Here is an 18,567-nt window from a genome sequence, read left to right on the forward strand (position 1 = left end):
GATACTTATTTTTTTAGTGTTTCCAACTGATCCGGAGCCTTTCATAATACCATTTTTTCCACTGATCCGGTCAGGGATGTCTTATTGAATTGCAGCGAAATGTATAAAGTGGGATGCTTTTATTGTTATCTTTAAAACATATTTAAAATTTTATGTATCCCGAGCAAACTACTTCTCCATTTCAATCATTATTGCGTCTGGTCCTGTTGGTCATCGGATTTACCTTTCTCTCGCAGGTCATCGGTATCCTTATGCTCTTTTTCTATTACAAATTTACAGGACAGGTATTTTCATTGGCTGCCCTCATGCAAGGTTCCGCAAATGAAATGCGTTTTTTGTTGTTGATGAGTAGTCTGGGGTCCTTTGTTGTACCGGCATATCTGATGCATACACGTGAGGGGTATGGAATCACTTATTTTAAACAAGAATACGCGCCACAGGCAAAGCAGTTTGCCTATATCTTTTTTGCCATGCTTGCTTTTATGCCGCTGATGAGTCTAATCGGACATTGGAACGAATCATTACAGCTGCCGGATAATATGAGGTCCGTGCAGGTTTGGATGGAGCGCAGTGAGCGAGAATCAGGAGATCTGATCAAAGGAATTATCGTGGAAACCAGCTTTTTCGGATTTCTGTTTAATCTGGTGGTTTTGGCGCTGATACCGGCCATAGGCGAAGAACTTTTATTCCGCGGTGTCCTCCAGAATATCGTCGGCAGGTGGATTTCCAATCCTCATGTTGTCATTTGGATTGTTGCAATCGTCTTCAGCGCCATACACCTGCAGTTTTTTGGTTTTATACCACGGATGCTGCTGGGGGCATTTTTCGGTTATCTCTATGTCTGGAGCAAAAATATTCTGTTACCTATTTTTGGTCATTTTGTCAATAACGCCGGAGCAACGGTGATGTCTTTTTATTACACACGAAATGGTAAAAGTTATGAAGAAATCAATGCATTTGAGCTGCAATCTTGGTGGATATATGTTGTAGGCTTCATTTTTACTGCTATTTTTGTATTCTTATTTTATCTGTCAACACAAAAAGGAAACCATGGAGAACGATTGGAAGAAAATTAAAACATATACAAATGCTATTCAGGCTGAAATAGTAAAACAGATGCTGGAAGAGAATGGTATCCCGGCCGTGGCATTAAATAAACAGGATTCTTCCTATTTGTTTGGAAAAATAGAACTATATGTTAGTGAAAACTCGGTTGAAACTGCCGAAAGATTGATTGAAGAAGCAGAGGGAGCGAATTAAGATGAAGACAAGAGCGATAACCGGTGCTATTTTTGTAGTTGTCATGGTGGCATCCACTTTATTCGGGCCATACCTATACAGTATCTTTTTTACGCTGTTAAGTGCATGGTGTCTGTATGAGTTTTATGGTATCGTGTCGTCCGAAGAGCGTGCGCCCAATAAGGCCTTGGGGATCATTTTGGCCATTACAGGATTTGCTATAGGATCTATGGTGGCTATGGATCTTTTGGAACCTAAATTTCTATGGTTCATTACGCCATTGATCGGTTTAACCTATATTATTTCACTTTTTCAAAAGCGAAGTTTTCCCTTTAATGATATCGCCTATACTTTTTTGGGTATCTGCTATGTCACATTTCCCTTCTTTCTTTTTGCAAAGCTGGGTTTTATCAATGGCGTTTATAACCATTATATTCCCCTTGGTTTTTTAATATTGCTCTGGACCAATGATACCGGAGCATATCTTGCCGGCCGGAGCTTTGGTAAACATAAACTTTTTGAGCGTATCTCTCCAAAGAAGACCTGGGAAGGTTTTTTTGGCGGCTTCATTTTGGCTATTGTAGTCGCTATAAATCTGGAGAAATATTTTGGAAGTCTGCCCTTATGGCAATGGATCACTGTTGCTATCATCATCAGTATTGTTGGAACATTGGGAGATCTGGTTGAATCAATGTTAAAAAGGAGCTTACACGTCAAGGATTCGGGTAGTATCTTACCGGGGCACGGTGGCTTCCTGGACCGTTTTGACGGTTTATTATTGGCTGCGCCCATGGTCTACGTTTTCTTAATTTTAATCAGTTAACAGCATTATGAGTCACATTCAAAAATCTACCTTTGATTTTTTGACAGAATTAAAGGAAAATAATTCAAGGGAATGGTTTGCGGAGAACCGCGAGAAATATGAGTCTGCATTAGCGGATGTCCGGAGTTTTCTAACCGATTTAATAGCTGCGCTGAGTGAATTTGACCCCAAAATAAATACCTCCATTCAAGCCAACAAATGTCTGTTCCGTATCTATAGAGATACGCGTTTTTCAAATGATAAAACCCCTTATAAGACTTGGTTTGGGGCTGGGATATCTGTTGACGGAAGGAAGTTGCACGGTCCTGAATACTATATTCATATCGGTGCTGAAAATTCATTTATTGCCTGTGGTTACTGGCGGCCGGAGAAACCTCATCTGGAAGCGATAAGACAGGAAATTGACTATAATGGTGAGCATTTGGCAAAAATTCTCAACGGAGCCTTGGATGATGGAAAAATAACGCTGTTCAAAGAAGATCTGCTTAAGCGTGCTCCTGCCGGTTATGGCGAGGACAATCCCCATATTGATTTTATCAAGCTAAAAAGCTTTGTTCTGGATCAGCCCCTGACCATTAAAGACCTGTCAAACAAAAATGCGCTGGATAATATTATCGCCTCTTATAAAAAGATGTTACCGTTCAAGGAGTTTTTACAAGAGGCGATAGAAAGTGAGTAGTTTACTCTGGCAGGCTAATTTTGCCCATACAAACCGCCGGAGAGTTTTTAATGTGTTCAACATTAGATCTTGTTCCAGCGAGGGTTTCATTCGCCAATAGAGCAAAGAGAACAGCCTCCTTGGCATCTGGGTCAATCCCCAGGTTGGCGAAGCTTTCTACTTTGCAGTCGGGCAGATTGGCTTTGATACTGTCAAAAAGCAAAGGATTATGTAATCCTCCGCCACTGATATATACCGAGACGTTCGGTAATCCTGCTGCTTGCCGGCGTATGCCGTTGATCATGGCCTGAGCCGAAAAGCGATTGAGTGTAGCCATGACATCCTCATGCGGAAGCGCTACTGTATCTGAATGTTTTTGAGCCTCTTTTAGGTAAGTTAGGTTGAACAGTTCCGGTCCTGTAGTTTTGGGAAACGGCAAGGCTAAGAATTCTTCGGCCAGAAGCTGTTCCAACAAGTCCTTATTGACACTTCCTTTTTTTGCGATCGTGGCGTTTTGATCCATCTCTAGGTCAAAATGCGCTTTCATATACTGGTTCATCATGGTATTTCCCGGGCCCAGATCCGTTGCATAAGCCTCCAGTTGACTTTGATGACTTGGTATGAAGGTAAAATTAGAAATGCCGCCTATATTTAGCAAGAACCTGTTTTCAGTAGGGTGAGAAAAAAGCAGGTAGTCGCCATAGGCTGCCAATGGCGCGCCCTCTCCTCCGGAAGCGATGTGTTTTTGCCTAAAATCTGAGAGCGTAATTATGCCCGTATGTATGGCGATATGATCTCCATCACCGATCTGTAATGTACTGTTAGGCCAATTAAGGTCTTTTGTCAGCGATTGCGGTGCGTGGTAGACCGTTTGTCCATGACTGGCGATACAGTCGATTTCAGCAGCTGAAATGTTCCAGCTTTTGAGTGCTTGATTAATCAAATTCGCATGGGTGATACCTATGTATGCATTAAGGCCCGAAAATAGTTGCTGGTCGATGGTTCTTTTTGCGAATATTTCACGGATTTTGGTTCTAAAAATATCCTCGTAGTCCATTGTGATAAACTTTTCTAAACTAATTTTGGTCGTCTTTCCGGCATTTTCAATACGGCATAATGCGATATCAAGGCCGTCTAATGAGGTTCCGGACATCAGACCAATAATAAAGCGCTCTTTTTTTAGGCCGATCTGATAAAGTTTTTCGATTTGAGGATTCATAGCTTAAAAATAAACACAAAAATGATATTCATTATAACATTTTTGACAATTGAAGATATTTTGTAACTTCACGGCATTAAAAATCAAAAAATTAGATACAATGAATTTTCCAGCAGAATTGAAATACACCAAAGATCACGAATGGATTCGTGTTGAAGGTGATGAAGCAGTTGTAGGGATTACCGATTTCGCTCAACGTGAATTGGGTGACATCGTTTTTGTTGACATTAATACTGTAGGTGAAGAAGTTGCCGCAAATGAAGTTTTCGGTACAATCGAAGCTGTAAAAACGGTTTCTGATCTGTTTTTACCTGTAGCAGCTACAATTTTATCGGTTAATGATGCAATTGATGCTTCTCCTGAATTGGTGAATTCTGATCCTTATGGTGAAGGCTGGATTGTTCGTATTAAATTGAATAATGCAGCTGATGTAGATGCATTATTATCTGCGGATCAATACAAAGAAGAAATCAACGCTTAATATCGGTGTAATAAAAAAGGGGCTTAATTTTAAAATTAAGCCCCTTTTTTATTGCCATCTACTGGCATTTTATGACCGTCTTGATCTTTGCCTCCGGCATATCGACATCACTTGTCATCTCTGTTATTTTAGTCAGACAGCTCTTTTTATCCAATACATAGAATCCCTGAATACTACCCACCTGCTTTGCGTCCGATCCAAACATTTTTCCTTCCACATTTACTTTATATCCCTGCTCATTCACTTCGGCGAGTGTCATTTTGTTTTCGATTAGTAAGCCTGATTCTTCCGATTCGGTTTTTGAACTCCAGGATTCGCCAACAGCAATGGCCTGTTCAGGTAATACGGTGCTGATATTTTCAAACATACTTCGATCGAAAGGCAGATTGACACCTTCAGGCAATTGTATATCCGAAGATTTTCCCAATTGATCTATCGAAAAGCCTATTTTGCTATCCACTAGCTTGCCTACAGTTGCATGCATCTGTTTTGAAAATTCATTGGCTTCGGGATTTTTGGAATCATAGGTCATTTCCATGGCTTCTCCGCTCATTTTCATGTTGATTCCTGTATAGACAAGCTCAAATAGAAAGGAGTTGTCTTTCTTGGCTGTGTTTGTAATATCAAACCCCATCGTCAAATCGGTCACAATCTTCTGTTCCCCGGTTTCGATGTCCATTGCCATAATCACATTTTGCGCTATTTTCTTGCCCTCGTCGGGATTTACCCGTAGGGTGTATTTTTTTTGAGCGGATACAGATAGGGCTATAAACGCAAATAGAGCAGTCAAAGCCATTGTTTTTAGTGTTTTCATCTATTGGATTTTAGTGTTATTGAATAACAGGACAAATAAATATATAAAAAAACCCTTTTACATCAGTAAAAGGGTTTTTTTATTTGCTTCGAAAAGTAACTGAATTACTTTTTGATATAAGATACTTCTTTCACGGCTTTAACCACTTTTTCTACACTAGGTAAAGCAGCTTCGATCAAGGTTGGCGCATAAGGAAGAGGTACGTCAGCACAGTTCACACGGATAACAGGAGCATCCAAATAATCAAACGCATTGCGTTGCACATTAAATGCCAAATCCGTAGAGATTGATGCCAAAGGCCAAGCTTCTTCTACGATAACCAGACGGTTTGTTTTCTTAACAGATTCGATAAGTGTAGGGTAATCAATTGGGCGCACAGAACGCAAATCGATCAATTCTACACTGATGCCTTCTTTTTTCAATTCTTCAACAGCAGGGATTACAACACGAGGAAGCATTTTACCGAAAGAAACAACAGTAACATCAGTACCTTCCTGGATGATATTTGCTTTTCCGATTTCGAGGTAGTACTCTTCTTCAGGAACTTGGCCTTTATCGCCGTACATGACCTCAGATTCCATAAAAATAACCGGATCTGGATCAATAATTGAAGATTTCAATAAACCTTTAGCTTCGTAAGGATTTGAAGGAACAACCACTTTCAATCCTGGCGTATTTGCAAACCAGTTTTCAAAGTTTTGAGAGTGTTGTGCTGCTAGCTGACCTGCATTTCCTGTCGGGCCACGGAAGACTATAGGGATAGAAAATTGTCCACCGCTCATGGAGTGGATTTTTGCAGCAGCATTGATAACTTGGTCAATCGCAACAAGTGAAAAGTTAAATGTCATGAACTCAACGATCGGTTTTAGACCGTTCATTGCCGCACCAACAGCGATACCAGCAAAACCAAGTTCAGCAATAGGTGTATCAATGATACGTTTTGCACCGAATTCATCGAGCATACCTTGGCTTACTTTATAAGCACCGTTATACTCAGCAACTTCTTCACCTAATAAAAATATTTTGTCGTCTTTACGCATTTCTTCGTTCATCGCTTCACGAAGTGCTTCTCTGAATTGTATTTCTCTCATCAGTTGTAAAATAGTGTCAATTTTTAGATTACAAATCTACTATTTAAAATTGATATTTTGAAGATTTGACCAGCCTAATTGTATAGTTTTATGTCATTTTTTAATAAGTAAATGACTTTTGTGTTAAATTTTGGAAAATAAGTCCGACAAGAAATCCAATGTTTGGATAAGTGCCTTATTACTATTCATTATTGCCAGCGGAATGTTCCACGTGGCACGGTTTCTTTTTTCCACATAATTGGAGATGCCCCGAAGCTCGATCACCGGGAGATCCATTTTATCCGCTGCAAAGAAAACTGCAGCGCCTTCCATGCTCTCGATACAGCTGTCGGGGTGGAGCTGTTGAAGTTTTGCAATTGTATCTGCATTCCCGTGTACCTTATTTACTGTGATGCCTTGCCCCTGGGGTAAAAACGGAAGCACTATATTTTCACCATGAAGCAAAGACGATTGAAATTTGGATTTTCCGTAACCCAATTGTTCGATCGGAATAAATTGTTGGTCATCCTCCGCCCCCAATTCGACCAACGATTCTGAGATGACCTGTACAACCGCGCCTATTTTCAGGTTGCGGTCCAAGCAGCCCGCAATACCTATATTTATAAGGAGGTCATATTTATTCTCGTGCAGCACCCTTCCTAATTCAAATGCTGTTGCCACCATTCCTACACCTGTAATTATTGTGTCACAGTCGGGGTAATTTGCGGCAACCTCCAGAAAAGGCTGAATTTCGAACTGCGTGGCAGAAACGATTAATATTTTCATGATGAACTTCTTTATAGTATGCGAAAATTACGAATTATCGAGCAGGTCTCGGGTACTTTGATGTAAAAATCAGCGGAGGATCTTTCTCCGTTAATTATATTACCCTATTCTGACGGCATTACTAAAATAGAAATGTTAAAATTGGCCTTAAAGCCGTATCTTTGTATTATTATGATATTTATAACTCGTCGTGAACGTTTTTGTGCAGCACATAAGCTGTATCGTGAAGATTGGAGCAATGAACAAAACGAACAGGTGTTTGGGCTTTGTTCTAATCCAAATTGGCATGGGCACAATTATGACCTTTTTGTCACGGTCAAGGGGGAAGTAAATCCCGAAACTGGTTTTTTGATCGATTTAAAGATCATGAAAGAAATTATCAACCGCAACATTATTGACAAAGTGGATCATCGTAATTTCAATTTGGATGTTGATTTTATGAAAGACGTCATGGCTTCTACAGAAAATATCGCTATTGAGATATTCAAAATCCTCAAACCGCTTTTTGAGGAAGAAGGAGTTGCATTGCATAGTGTACGTTTGCATGAAACCGAAAATAACTACGTCGAATATTTTGGCGATTAATCTTTAATACATTTAAATAGTAGAAACTATGAGTCAACACTCATTTGACAGCGAAGAGTTGGATGGATATATTAAGATCGACAAATACAATACTGAAAAAGTAGATCGCATCGCTTCTCATTATACAGATATATTGGAATGTTTGGGCGAAGACCCCAAGCGTGAAGGTCTGGTAAAGACTCCTGAGCGTGTCGCTAAAGCCCTGCAATTTTTAACGCATGGATATGATATTGATGCTGCAGAAGTGCTTAGAGGAGCCATGTTTGAGGAAGATTATAGCCAGATGGTGGTTGTAAAGGATATTGAAGTGTACTCCTTGTGTGAGCATCATATGTTACCATTCTTTGGCAAGGCACACATTGCCTATATTCCAAACGGTCATATTGTAGGCTTGAGTAAAATTCCTCGTGTCGTGGATATCTTTGCCCGTCGTCTGCAGGTACAGGAACGTCTTACCAATGAGATCAGAGATTGTATTCAGGAAACCTTGGGCGCCCGTGGAGTCGCTGTGGTGATGGAGTGCAAACACATGTGTATGGCTATGCGTGGGGTACAAAAACAGAACTCCGTTACGACGACCTCCGCATTTACAGGCGCATTTCAAAATGACGTAACACGCTCCGAATTTTTACGCCTGATCACAGCCGATCTTGCTTAGTATTTTTATCGCTAAATAATAAAAATAAGCCCTCGCGAAGCACGTCTTCACGAGGGCTTATTTTTTGATGAAATCGGGAAAGAAATATAAAAATCAAAAAATGGGGATAGTGCGTTTTTGGGCTTTTAAGGCTAGTCGCTAAAAAATCTCTTTACAAACCGATAATTATATCATGCTGTTTATCAGTTTTTTATAAAAAAATATTTTTATCATAAAAATGTTTTTTGGTACCTTTGTGGTTATGGAAATTGTTGCCAACGATTTAGAGTCCTATTTGGAACATACTACAGACGAAGAAAATTCGTTACTGAAAAGGGTAAATCGGGAGACATATTTGAAGGAAACAATGCCCCATATGTTATCTGGTCATTACCAGGGAAGAGTTCTTTCTTTATTGAGTAAATTGGTTGCTCCAAAACGTATTTTGGAGATCGGAACTTTTACGGGATATGCAACATTATGTCTCGCGGAGGGTCTTCAACAGGATGGGATATTACATACCATTGATATCAATGAAGAGCAACAGGAAAGAGTCCAAGGGTATTTTGAAGGGTCTGAATTCGCAGATAAGATCCGATATCATATTGGTGACGCAGCAGAGATTATACCCACATTGAACGAAACATTCGATCTGGTATTTATTGACGCTGATAAAAAGAGAAATTTATATTATTTCGAAACGATAATAAATCAAGTTCCGTCTGGGGGACTTATTTTGATTGACAACGTCTTATGGAAAGGTAAGGTGTTGGATTCAAAACCAGACAACCAAACAAAGCAGATCATTGATTTGAATGCACGTTTAGCTCAGGACAAGCGCGTAGAAAAGGTAATACTACCGATTCGAGACGGACTTTTTGCATTGCGCAAGAAGTAATTTGTGAACTAAAACATTCTTCATGAATTTAAAACAATTAAAAAGCTTTGTACTGTTACTGGCTTTAGCAACTTTTGGGATTTCAAAAGTTTCAGCTCAAAGTGCGGCATATGTCGATAAGTACAGTCCAATAGCAAAAGAAATGATGGAGGAACATGGCGTTCCAGCATCGGTTATCCTAGCCATCGCTATGCATGAAAGCGGAAATGGGCGTAGCAGGATAGCAAAGAATTTGAATAACCATTTTGGTGTCAAAGGAAGAAACAATAGTACCGTTATTCGGTCAGCTTACAAAGGTTATCGGTCTGTATTGGACTCATATGATGACTTTGTAGGAATAGTAAAAAGAAAAAAGACTACTCAAAGTCTTTTTGAAAAACATCCGGGAGAAAAATATGAAGCTTGGGTAAAGGCAATTGCTCGTTCGGGGTATTCTACAAGTAGAGACTGGACAGCGAAGGTACTTAAGACGATTAAACTATATCATCTTGATGTATTTGATAATGATTCCAAGCAAAATAAATTCTCGTCTACAAAAAAATAAGCACGAAAGTATTGCATGAAGAAGTTTTTTTATGGCATGATTGTATTCATGATGTTGATTACATCATGTTCAAGCCGGAGAGGCACATTATCATCGGCTAAATCCGGCTCCAATTCAAAAACTTCTTCATCTTCTTCTTCAGGTCGGCCTTCCATGGCAGGAAATGACTACATTGCTCATTATAAAGATATCGCAATTGCAGAAATGAACAAATATGGCATTCCGGCCAGTATCAAACTTGCGCAGGCCCTGTTGGAGTCTGGCAATGGTAACAGCTACCTGGCACGTGAAGCAAATAATCATTTCGGTATTAAGTGCGGTGGTGTATGGAAAGGTAAATCCGTGACCCGCCCCGACGATAATATCAACGACTGCTTCCGTGTATACGATAATCCCGAGCAATCGTTTAAGGATCATTCCGAATTCCTGCTACGTCCCCGTTATTCAGGTTTGTTCAAGTTGGACAAAAATGACTACAAAGGCTGGGCCAAAGGGCTTAAAGCTGCGGGATATGCAACCAATCCCCGTTACCCGGATTTATTGATAGAAATGATCGAGCGATATCATCTTGATCAGTACGACCGGGGAGAGACGCCGAAGGAGAAGGTGGTACGTGAAGAGACCGTGCAAGAGGAAATCGTGCAACAGGTTCAGGAGGCCCCTCCTGCTGTGGTCAAGACCGAAGAAATCAAAAGCCCCGTGGCGATGCGTATTCACGAGGTAAAAGCACAGGATACCCTTTATTCGCTGAGCAAACGCTATAATGTCTCTGTCGAACAGATCAAAACACTAAATGACTTAACAGATGAAGCATTGTCCTTAGGACAGCTATTGGTTATATCTAAATAGTTACGCTTTAAAAGATGTTAAATATTTCAGTTTTGTATGGCGATATAGTAGTTTTACGAAAGTGAAGCTATTACGATATATTTTTTTATTTTCGGCCATCCTCGGCTGTATCCCGCTACTTTTTTGTCAGGAAAAAAGAGTTGAAGGTATCGTATTTGACAAAAACACCAAACAACGTATCGGAAATGTGAAGCTCGCCAATCTCCGCACAGGCGAAGTAATCTATAATAATATTAAAGGCGAATTTGACTTTTCTGCCCGGATAGGTGATCAGGTTGTCGCTATGAGCAAAGGCTATTTTTCAGACACCCTTTCCGTTGACAATAAAGGTTTGTTGCTGTTTCATTTATTGCGTGAATCAATCTACATTGATGAGGTTCAGGTGTCCGCACGAAAGAGCCCCGAAGAAATTCTGAAGAAAGCAAAGGAAGATTATGAGAAAGCCTACCGCCTGGCGGGGTATGGAGATGTCTTTTCCGTCGGTCCTACCGGAGCAGGACTGAGTATAAACTCCATTTATAGTTTATTTAGCAAAGAGGCTAAAAGAGCGCGTAGGCTGACTAAAACCATAGAAAACGATTATAAGGAGAATGTGATTGATTATAAATTTACGAAGGAGCTCATCAGTAAAGTTACAGGACTCAGTTTTGAGGAAGCCGAAAAATTTAGACGAATATTTAGACCGTCCTATTTTTTCATTCTGGCGGCGAGTGATTACGAAGTAACAAATTACATCAAAGACTGCTATTCACGTTACCGATTGAACCCTTCGCAATATTTTATAGAGCCTTTTCCAACAATTAATTATAAATTAGTACCGTAAACAAAAAAATAGACGTTTTCAGAATGAAATTATTCAATTTTGTGGGCATGGCTATGCTTTGCCTTTCTTTTACGAGCATAAGGGCACAGGATCTGAAGGATCTTAGAGCAAAACCAGATACCATAATTTCTGTACAAAAAGAGCAACCTTTAAATATCAAAACCATTCGTCCGGTGGTACCCAAGCTCAATCTTGAAGTAGATTACTGGAAGCATTGGACCAAGTTTGGTATCAATTTAAACCAGGCATCCTTTAATGATAACTGGAAAGGTGGTGGTGTCGGTTCCATCGCTGTTGGCCTCAACGCCAATCATAAATCAGACTATACGCGGGACAACTTTAATTTTGTGACCGAGGTAGACCTTCGTTACGGTAAGATCAAGAATACGAATAATATCGCTAAAAAGAACAATGACCGGATATTTTGGGATAACAAGTTATCTTATAAATTGTCGGCAAACTGGGCCTTGTTTACATCGGTTACCTTTGAATCGCAATTTGATGCGGGGTATAAGTATAAAACCGTGAATGGCAAAGACACTATAGATTACATTGAAAATGCCTTTATGGCGCCCGCCTATCTAACGGAATCATTCGGTCTTGAATATAAGCCGAGCAATGAGTTTTCGTTACGTTTTGGTACAGGTACCGCGCGGCAGACCTTTATTTTGGATGAGCGAGTAAAACCTCGTTCCGGAGAAGGTTTTTTTCAGAAGTACGGTTATTATAGAGACCCTAACAACCCTACGGTAGGAACAGGGGAACGATTTGGTGTCAAAGAAGACCGTTCTTTTGCGAATGCACTCGCTTTCCAGCTTACGGGCAACCTGGATAAGAACTTTACGGATAAATTGAATGTGAAGGCACGTTACAATCTCTTCGCGGACTATGAGAAGATTTCGGATCCGACCCATCGTCTGGATGTTACCGTAACAGCAAAAGTGACCCGGGTAATCAACGTCAATCTAAACGGCATTATGATCTATGATCCGGATGTTATTTCAAGAGTTCAGTTGAGCCAGTCGTTGGCCATGGGAATTGTATATAGTTTACCAAAATAATGTTTAGACCAGTGTCAATTGGGATCATACTTGCTGTGTTGATGTCTTTGGCGAGCTGTAAGTCCAAGGGACATGCCGCTGTGTCCAAACCGTTGGTCGCTTCTTTTGCCCCGGCAGTTGTCCTGGAGGAAAAAGTTGTTGAGGTCAAGCCCGATACAAATCGATTGACACCCCAGGAGAGAAAGGTAATCTTCCTGCAGAAAACCGGGGTTCACCCCGAATGGCGTCAAGCAGAAGCTATTCACTATGATGTTCGCAAGCCAAACTTTGTGATTATCCACCATACGGCACAAGATAGCGTCGCTCAGACCATCAAGACATTCCAGATTCCACGGACCAAGGTGAGTTCACATTATGTGATCGGCCGCAACGGTGAGATTATCCAGATGCTGAATGACTATGTCCGCTCGTGGCATGCCGGTGTTGCAAAGTGGGGATCCATTGTGGACATGAATTCCTGCTCTATCGGAATAGAATTGGACAATAATGGCAGGGAGCCTTTTCCAGATGCCCAGATCAATTCGCTGATGACGGTGTTGGATACTTTAAAATCACGCTATCTGATCCCTGACAATAACTTTATCGGTCATGCAGATATCGCTCCTTCACGCAAGAATGACCCCAGTGTATTCTTCCCCTGGAAGAAGCTTGCGGAAAGAGGATTTGGTATCTGGTATGATGAAGGCCAACTAATTACCCCTCCTGATAGTTTTAATGCCAGTGATGCGCTTAAAATCATCGGGTATGATACCGCTAACCTAAAGGCAGCGATCGTCGCATTTAAGCGGAAATTTATTGTCCGTGATACAACGCCTGAGCTGACGCTGTATGATAAGAGTGTATTGTATAATATTTATAAAAAATACTAATTGCCGTCAAGCAAATTTCGACAAATGTTACCAAATAAGACATTGACATCTCTGTGCACAACATGGAAGGGGCTGTATCAAAAGTCAGTTTTGGCGATTTGAGACCAAATAAAATTTTGTACGACATTCGATTTAACAAAAGAGGACCAATATATTAAGAATTTGGTCCTTTTTCATACTATTTCGATAATTTAAAGTATGCATCCAAATTTAATTCTGGTCAATCATGAATTTCAATTATGATACAGCCTCTTTATTTCAATCTTCACGGGGTTTAGGAAATGATTTCCCCAATTGAGTTCCGTTTGCAATCAAGGCCCTAATTTGAGCTCGTACGGAATAGCCAATCTTTTCGGACTGTTTACTATTGATTAACCCTGGTATCCGGTGTTGCAGTCTGATTGTTATGAAAAAGCTGTATAAAATAAGCGATTATTATTACAGCTAAACAGCCGAGGAGATTCAGCCAGAGAAATGGAATTTTGTCGAGACACCAAACGCCGATGACAATGACCTCAGAAAGGACAGCTGCTAGGAAAACTGCTTTCCCCTGAATTTTTTTCAGATAGAAAGCAACGATAAATATACCGAGGATAGTGCCATAAAATAAAGATCCTAAGATATTTACTGCTTCCAATAAATTGCCCAATCTATTCGCATATAGTGCAATAATCACGGTGAAGACTCCCCATATCAAGGTAAATATACGAGACCAGAGGAGATCCTGCCTTTCGGTTGCATTGCGGTTAATAAAACGTTTGTAGATATCGATCGTTGTCGTCGAAGCCAAGGAGTTAATAGCACTGGCGGTAGAACCCATAGATGCCAGGAAAATAACGGCAATCAATAAGCCGATCAAACCTTTTGGAAAGGCTTGGGTTACAAACGAAAGGAATATATAGTTATTATCATTTGTCTCGGCAGCAGGATTATTTTTCTTGATAAGCGTCAGCGTACTGTCTTTTACCAGCTGCATTTCAGCATTCAATTGATGTAATGTCGTTTGTGAGGCTTCGATGTTTTCCTTAGCATCATGATCCAGCGCAGTACTGAGCCCGTTGACGACAGATTCACGCTGCTGGAATAGCTGCGTATGTTTGCGCTCAAGCTCCTGGTAGGAGGCCGCATACGGACTATCTTTCAACTTCTGTACTTCTACCTGATTGAAGAAAATCGGAGGTTGGTGGTATTGATAGTAGGTAAATACCAGCACACCGATCAATAGGATAGCAAATTGCATGGGGATCTTTAAAAGACCATTCATAATTAGTCCCATTCTGCTTTCCTTTATGGATGATCCGGTAAGGTAACGGCCTACTTGGCTCTGGTCCGTGCCGAAATAAGAAAGCTGCAGGAAAAAACCTCCGATCAGCCCAGTCCATAGCGTATAGTTGTTATTCAGGTCGAAAGTGAAGTCCAGTGCATTGGTTTTACCTGATTTACCAGCGATATGGAGTGCTTTTGAAAGACCGATATCAGCTGGAAGCAGATGGATGACAAGCATTCCTGCCACCAGCAGTGACCCAAATATAATGCTCATTTGGAGCAGTTGTGTATGGGAGACAGCTTTTGTGCCTCCATAGGTAGTGTAGATAACCACAAAGCTTCCAATGACCAAGGTTGTTAAGGTCAGGTCAATATGAAGAATAGCTGAAATAATTAATGATGGCGCAAAAATAGTGATGCCAGTGGAAATACCCCGTTGAATTAAAAACAATAAGGCTGTGAGCCCCCGGGTCCTGACATCAAAACGTTTCTCGAGAAATTCATAAGCTGTGAAGACTTTCAGTCTATGAAATATCGGAATAAAAGTAATGCAGAGTACGATCATGGCCAATGGGAGGCCAAAATAAAACTGTACAAAACTCATCCCCGACGAGTAAGCTAATCCAGGAGCAGACAGAAAAGTAATGGCACTCGCCTGAGTGGCCATTACCGAAAGTCCGACATGGTACCAAGGCAAAGAACGATTGCCTAAAAGATAGCCATCAATATTTTTGATCCCTCTACTTTTATAAATGCCATAGGCGACAATTGACAAAAGTGTCAGTAATAGAACGGCCCAATCTACTGTACTCATGAATAATGTTTTGTAAAAAAGTACAGAAAAAGGATAAATATAAATAGCCAGATAACGACCATCCAGTAGTAGCGCTTCCAGCTATTCATCCTATAGTTTATCTATCTGAGGCCTTTTGAGGATAGATAACACTGTTAAAAAACGCAGCGATAATCAATCCAATAACAGCACCACCAATGATACTCAAAAATGTCTCATTTGCAGTGAAGCCAATTAATGCACCAAATACTACAGCGACTAAAAGGATGATTCCTTTTGCTTTTCCAGCATCAATCGTTGTGCAGTTGTTGTCAATCTGATTTTCCATTGTGATATTTTATTTTGATTTTGATAACAAATTTACAAATAATCTGTAAGCTCCGGGAATTCCCGCAGGTAATTGTCTAAAAAAAGATAGGGATGTATAGACAAATTTCCCTTTTCCATAGTCAGCGATCAATAACGAGCCTTTATGCAATGATTCACCCGGATCTTGCATGCTGATCGGTGTACGGTATCTTTTATCGATATTTTCGGCAAAATACAAACCCCGCTCCTGTACCCAATTGGCAAAGTCCGCTTTAGTAATTTTATTGGGATAATTGAAAACGGGATCCTTTTCGTCAAAATGAACAGTGGCCAGCTCGTCGGTAACCCGATTTCTGCCAAGGTTAAACGCATAGGGGCCGATATTCTTGGAAACCAAGCCGTTGCTTACGTTGTATTGCTCGACAACGGTTCCGCCGTTATTGACATAGCCCAATAATCTATTTTGAATCTGAGCGATATCTTTATTGACATTGAAGATCCTTACGCCCAAGATGACTGCATCATAGCTCGATAGATCACTTTTTAAAAGCTGTTCGCTTGTCAGCACGTCCACTTGGATGCCAATCGCGCTGAGCGATTCGGGAATAAGGTCTCCCGCCCCATGGATGTAAGCGATCTTTTTAACCGCATTGATCAGGTTGATATTGCTCATTTTTATAGCTACATCAGGAAAGTAGACAATCTCCGGAATATGGTTATAGCCTATTGTTTTTGTCTCCTTTAGTCTATCCTTTTGATCAACTTGGAAAAGAAGCGTATCAATGGATGAAACAGTTGCCTCTAAGGGACTTATTGTGATCTCTTTGGAGAGGCTGTTAACACCAGAGGTAAACTGTAGTTCAAATGAAGCCGGATTTATTTCCCAGCCTTTTGCGCCAACAGCGTTTACGCGAAATGACTGTGACCGAGCCTGCCCATTTTTTTGGAACGCCAGATTTACCTTGACGGATTTTGCATTTTGGGTCAACGCCAGCGGACTTGAGCTCTTTGCTGTGAGCTGTGGCAGAATGACGACCGGATTATAGATTTCACCACGAACAGGATCCGTGTACTTATATTGGATATGCTGGTCAAACGTAATTGCAGTACCATTGATCATTAATTCAAAGCGTACTTTTGGATTATTGGGGTTTTCTGGATAACCGGTCAGATTAAAATCACTGACATTAAATTTCCCCTTAGCGTGTGGTTCATTTAACCAATAAGGCTGTGTAGAAATTGATGCATTTACTGAAATAGAATCTTTTAAAAGAAGATTGTTGACCAGGTTTTTATGGATCTCTTTATCATTTAGTTTGACCAGCTGCACCGTAACGCCTGGACGTCTTGCAATAACGGCGTTTTCGACATTGATCTGATCGCCCATCGCATAATTCGGATTTTTTACGACACTTTCAAACCAGATCCCGCTACAGGCAAGGATCAATTTTTCGACTTCTTTTTTCTTTTGATCCCGCCAGTAATCATCCTTGATCTGGTCGAGTGCTTTATAAAGCTGGAGCAGATCAGGTAAGGCCGATTCCGGTTTGTCGATCTGATAGTTTTGATTGATTTTTGCGATCAATGATTGTACCGTTCCGCTATTTGGTATTCGTTTCCAGGAAGTATCTATTGCTTCCAACGGAGAAGCTGTTGCGGGGGCACCGTCGACATATTCAAAATATTCAATGGAAGAGCCACGTTGGGCGGCAGATCCGAAGCCCTGGCTTTTGTGGGAAGAGCGGCTATGCGCGGCAATTTCACCGTATGAGGCACCTATCAGCGCATTGTAGTTACCGATGTCCACTTTGAGCTGGTCTTCACGCGTATTGTCCTGTCCGCCGAAGTTAAAGGTATTCCAGAGAAGGCGTTTCGCCTGCCAGGGTTTTACATATTGAAGCTGTTCCGGAAACTGCTTAGGGTCAGCAGCGGCTTTGAATGCTTCATGTGCCAGCATTGCGGAGGCCTGATGATGCCCATGGCCACCCCTGGCATCGGGTGGAAACCTCGTTATGATCAGGTCAGGTCTGAATTTGCGGATCAACCATACTGCTTCGGCGAGCACCCGTTGTTTGTCCCAAAAGTCAAATGTTTCCTCGGGTGTCTTTGAAAAGCCAAAATCGTAAGCTGAAGAGAAAAATTGTTCCCCTTTGTCGATCTTTCTCGCAGCAAGAAGCTCCTGCGTACGGATCAGTCCCAATTCAACGCCTTGTTCGGTGCCGATAAGATTCTGTCCCCCGTCACCACGGGTCAGGGATAAATAACCCGTTCTATATTTTTTCTCCTGGGCCAGCCAGGCGATCAGTCGGGTATTTTCGTCATCCGGATGTGCGGCAAAGTATAGAACGGAGCCTAAAACATTCAATTTTTCCAGGTTGAGCTTAATCTCGGCGGCATTCCACTGGGGATTTTGTGCTTGTACAGTTGACTTTGACAGCATGCTGGCCAATAGAACAATGACAGAAAGAAAGGGTTTTCGCATGCCTAAAGATAAAGATTTCATCCAAAACAGCATTGTTGCGCATTGTAATTTTAATGTATATTATTTGCTGTAAAGAAGGTGAAAATCAGAGAAAATAAGGACGTTAGCTTAAGATTCGTCTAAAAATAAAAAACGGAAATTCCAACCAAGTTGAAATTTCCGTTTAACAATTAAAATATTTTTTCCTGAAACGAATTTTTAGAGAATAGTTATTTTGTCGCTTCGCTCCAAGTGGCAACCTTTAACATAGTAAATATATGTAGAAAATATTTAGTTCTGTCAGATTCCTTCAATTAGTTTTCCACATTGCTAAATTTTGTCAACAATTTAGCTTTTGGGCAACTAAAAATATGAAAAGAAA

Annotated in this window: 20 protein-coding genes; 13 read left to right on the plus strand and 7 right to left on the minus strand. The window is 40.7% G+C overall.

Features of this window, described 5'->3' with window-relative positions; genetic code table 11:
* Positions 1 to 152: 152 nt before the first annotated feature.
* From B4G94_RS17160 to B4G94_RS17175, 4 genes are read left to right on the plus strand one after another with little or no spacing between them, the layout of a single operon-like run.
* Entirely contained in the window at positions 153 to 1,076 is a 924-nt protein-coding gene (locus B4G94_RS17160; RefSeq protein ID WP_165309518.1) for a CPBP family intramembrane glutamic endopeptidase, read from the plus strand.
* Positions 1,051 to 1,260, plus strand: coding sequence for a DUF2007 domain-containing protein (locus tag B4G94_RS17165; RefSeq protein ID WP_108635432.1), 210 nt, complete (start codon positions 1,051 to 1,053; stop codon positions 1,258 to 1,260). The genes B4G94_RS17160 and B4G94_RS17165 overlap by 26 nt, the downstream gene beginning before the upstream one ends.
* A gap of 1 nt (position 1,261) precedes the next feature.
* Positions 1,262 to 2,062, plus strand: coding sequence for a phosphatidate cytidylyltransferase (locus B4G94_RS17170; RefSeq protein WP_286860401.1), 801 nt, complete (start codon positions 1,262 to 1,264; stop codon positions 2,060 to 2,062).
* A 7-nt stretch (positions 2,063 to 2,069) separates the two neighbouring features.
* Entirely contained in the window at positions 2,070 to 2,741 is a 672-nt protein-coding gene (locus B4G94_RS17175; protein ID WP_286860404.1) for a DUF2461 domain-containing protein, read from the plus strand.
* A 1-nt stretch (position 2,742) separates the two neighbouring features.
* Here B4G94_RS17175 and B4G94_RS17180 read toward each other — a convergent pair whose 3' ends face one another.
* A complete protein-coding gene (locus tag B4G94_RS17180; RefSeq protein ID WP_286860405.1) occupies positions 2,743 to 3,939 on the minus strand; it encodes an anhydro-N-acetylmuramic acid kinase in 1,197 nt (398 codons plus the stop codon).
* Between the two features lie 100 nt (positions 3,940 to 4,039).
* Here B4G94_RS17180 and gcvH point away from each other — a divergent pair, with 100 nt between their 5' ends.
* Entirely contained in the window at positions 4,040 to 4,420 is a 381-nt protein-coding gene (gene gcvH, locus B4G94_RS17185) for a glycine cleavage system protein GcvH (RefSeq protein WP_104384777.1), read from the plus strand.
* 58 nt (positions 4,421 to 4,478) lie between these two features.
* On the opposite strand, the gene B4G94_RS17190 is transcribed toward gcvH, so the two are convergent.
* The 3 genes from B4G94_RS17190 to mqnB form a co-directional block, all read right to left on the minus strand.
* On the minus strand, positions 4,479 to 5,234 hold the full coding sequence (locus B4G94_RS17190; RefSeq protein WP_108635436.1) for a DUF6263 family protein: 756 nt from the start codon (positions 5,232 to 5,234) through the stop codon (positions 4,479 to 4,481).
* A gap of 104 nt (positions 5,235 to 5,338) precedes the next feature.
* On the minus strand, positions 5,339 to 6,325 hold the full coding sequence (locus B4G94_RS17195; RefSeq protein WP_108635437.1) for a pyruvate dehydrogenase complex E1 component subunit beta: 987 nt from the start codon (positions 6,323 to 6,325) through the stop codon (positions 5,339 to 5,341).
* Between the two features lie 123 nt (positions 6,326 to 6,448).
* On the minus strand, positions 6,449 to 7,090 hold the full coding sequence (mqnB, locus tag B4G94_RS17200) for a futalosine hydrolase (RefSeq protein WP_165309515.1): 642 nt from the start codon (positions 7,088 to 7,090) through the stop codon (positions 6,449 to 6,451).
* Between the two features lie 171 nt (positions 7,091 to 7,261).
* Here mqnB and B4G94_RS17205 point away from each other — a divergent pair, with 171 nt between their 5' ends.
* The 8 genes from B4G94_RS17205 (at position 7,262) to B4G94_RS17240 (ending at position 13,356) form a co-directional block, all read left to right on the plus strand.
* Complete coding sequence (locus tag B4G94_RS17205) at positions 7,262 to 7,675, plus strand: 6-pyruvoyl trahydropterin synthase family protein (protein ID WP_108635439.1); 414 nt, start codon at positions 7,262 to 7,264, stop codon at positions 7,673 to 7,675.
* Between the two features lie 28 nt (positions 7,676 to 7,703).
* Positions 7,704 to 8,333: a GTP cyclohydrolase I FolE gene (folE, locus tag B4G94_RS17210; RefSeq protein ID WP_108635440.1), complete on the plus strand. Its 630-nt coding sequence runs from the start codon at positions 7,704 to 7,706 to the stop codon at positions 8,331 to 8,333.
* Between the two features lie 241 nt (positions 8,334 to 8,574).
* Positions 8,575 to 9,210, plus strand: coding sequence for an O-methyltransferase (locus B4G94_RS17215; RefSeq protein ID WP_286860482.1), 636 nt, complete (start codon positions 8,575 to 8,577; stop codon positions 9,208 to 9,210).
* A gap of 22 nt (positions 9,211 to 9,232) precedes the next feature.
* Complete coding sequence (locus tag B4G94_RS17220; protein ID WP_108635441.1) at positions 9,233 to 9,754, plus strand: glucosaminidase domain-containing protein; 522 nt, start codon at positions 9,233 to 9,235, stop codon at positions 9,752 to 9,754.
* A gap of 15 nt (positions 9,755 to 9,769) precedes the next feature.
* The gene (locus B4G94_RS17225; protein ID WP_286860413.1) at positions 9,770 to 10,603 is read left to right on the plus strand and encodes a glucosaminidase domain-containing protein; all 834 of its coding nucleotides are present in this window, start codon (positions 9,770 to 9,772) and stop codon (positions 10,601 to 10,603) included.
* A gap of 61 nt (positions 10,604 to 10,664) precedes the next feature.
* A complete protein-coding gene (locus B4G94_RS17230; RefSeq protein WP_286860415.1) occupies positions 10,665 to 11,426 on the plus strand; it encodes a hypothetical protein in 762 nt (253 codons plus the stop codon).
* A 23-nt stretch (positions 11,427 to 11,449) separates the two neighbouring features.
* Entirely contained in the window at positions 11,450 to 12,487 is a 1,038-nt protein-coding gene (locus tag B4G94_RS17235) for a DUF3078 domain-containing protein (RefSeq protein ID WP_108635444.1), read from the plus strand.
* Positions 12,487 to 13,356: an N-acetylmuramoyl-L-alanine amidase gene (locus B4G94_RS17240; RefSeq protein ID WP_286860419.1), complete on the plus strand. Its 870-nt coding sequence runs from the start codon at positions 12,487 to 12,489 to the stop codon at positions 13,354 to 13,356. The genes B4G94_RS17235 and B4G94_RS17240 overlap by 1 nt, the downstream gene beginning before the upstream one ends.
* Before the next feature lie 364 nt (positions 13,357 to 13,720).
* Here B4G94_RS17240 and B4G94_RS17245 read toward each other — a convergent pair whose 3' ends face one another.
* From B4G94_RS17245 to B4G94_RS17255, 3 genes are all read right to left on the minus strand, one after another.
* Positions 13,721 to 15,436, minus strand: a complete 1,716-nt coding sequence (locus B4G94_RS17245) for a sodium:solute symporter (RefSeq protein WP_286860422.1) — start codon at positions 15,434 to 15,436, stop codon at positions 13,721 to 13,723.
* A 97-nt stretch (positions 15,437 to 15,533) separates the two neighbouring features.
* Positions 15,534 to 15,743 carry a hypothetical protein gene (locus B4G94_RS17250; RefSeq protein WP_077436917.1) on the minus strand — a complete coding sequence of 70 codons (210 nt, stop codon included), beginning with the start codon at positions 15,741 to 15,743 and terminating at the stop codon, positions 15,534 to 15,536.
* 9 nt (positions 15,744 to 15,752) lie between these two features.
* Positions 15,753 to 18,227: a PIG-L family deacetylase gene (locus B4G94_RS17255; RefSeq protein ID WP_286860425.1), complete on the minus strand. Its 2,475-nt coding sequence runs from the start codon at positions 18,225 to 18,227 to the stop codon at positions 15,753 to 15,755.
* Positions 18,228 to 18,567 lie beyond the last annotated feature (340 nt).

The organism is Sphingobacterium sp. UBA7625, from assembly GCF_002484085.1.
In the GTDB taxonomy this organism is placed as follows: domain Bacteria; phylum Bacteroidota; class Bacteroidia; order Sphingobacteriales; family Sphingobacteriaceae; genus Sphingobacterium; species Sphingobacterium athyrii.

Coding starts and splice junctions, on each gene's coding strand:
- B4G94_RS17165 (WP_108635432.1), top strand. CDS start 1,051: ATGGAGAACGATTGGAAGAAAATTAAAACATATACAAATGCTATTCAG.
- B4G94_RS17205 (WP_108635439.1), top strand. CDS start 7,262: ATGATATTTATAACTCGTCGTGAACGTTTTTGTGCAGCACATAAGCTG.
- B4G94_RS17220 (WP_108635441.1), top strand. CDS start 9,233: ATGAATTTAAAACAATTAAAAAGCTTTGTACTGTTACTGGCTTTAGCA.
- B4G94_RS17245 (WP_286860422.1), bottom strand. CDS start 15,436: ATGAGTACAGTAGATTGGGCCGTTCTATTACTGACACTTTTGTCAATT.
- B4G94_RS17235 (WP_108635444.1), top strand. CDS start 11,450: ATGAAATTATTCAATTTTGTGGGCATGGCTATGCTTTGCCTTTCTTTT.
- B4G94_RS17215 (WP_286860482.1), top strand. CDS start 8,575: ATGGAAATTGTTGCCAACGATTTAGAGTCCTATTTGGAACATACTACA.
- B4G94_RS17255 (WP_286860425.1), bottom strand. CDS start 18,227: ATGAAATCTTTATCTTTAGGCATGCGAAAACCCTTTCTTTCTGTCATT.
- B4G94_RS17175 (WP_286860404.1), top strand. CDS start 2,070: ATGAGTCACATTCAAAAATCTACCTTTGATTTTTTGACAGAATTAAAG.
- B4G94_RS17195 (WP_108635437.1), bottom strand. CDS start 6,325: ATGAGAGAAATACAATTCAGAGAAGCACTTCGTGAAGCGATGAACGAA.
- mqnB (WP_165309515.1), bottom strand. CDS start 7,090: ATGAAAATATTAATCGTTTCTGCCACGCAGTTCGAAATTCAGCCTTTT.
- B4G94_RS17180 (WP_286860405.1), bottom strand. CDS start 3,939: ATGAATCCTCAAATCGAAAAACTTTATCAGATCGGCCTAAAAAAAGAG.
- B4G94_RS17240 (WP_286860419.1), top strand. CDS start 12,487: ATGTTTAGACCAGTGTCAATTGGGATCATACTTGCTGTGTTGATGTCT.
- B4G94_RS17160 (WP_165309518.1), top strand. CDS start 153: ATGTATCCCGAGCAAACTACTTCTCCATTTCAATCATTATTGCGTCTG.
- gcvH (WP_104384777.1), top strand. CDS start 4,040: ATGAATTTTCCAGCAGAATTGAAATACACCAAAGATCACGAATGGATT.
- B4G94_RS17225 (WP_286860413.1), top strand. CDS start 9,770: ATGAAGAAGTTTTTTTATGGCATGATTGTATTCATGATGTTGATTACA.
- B4G94_RS17190 (WP_108635436.1), bottom strand. CDS start 5,234: ATGAAAACACTAAAAACAATGGCTTTGACTGCTCTATTTGCGTTTATA.
- folE (WP_108635440.1), top strand. CDS start 7,704: ATGAGTCAACACTCATTTGACAGCGAAGAGTTGGATGGATATATTAAG.
- B4G94_RS17250 (WP_077436917.1), bottom strand. CDS start 15,743: ATGGAAAATCAGATTGACAACAACTGCACAACGATTGATGCTGGAAAA.
- B4G94_RS17170 (WP_286860401.1), top strand. CDS start 1,262: ATGAAGACAAGAGCGATAACCGGTGCTATTTTTGTAGTTGTCATGGTG.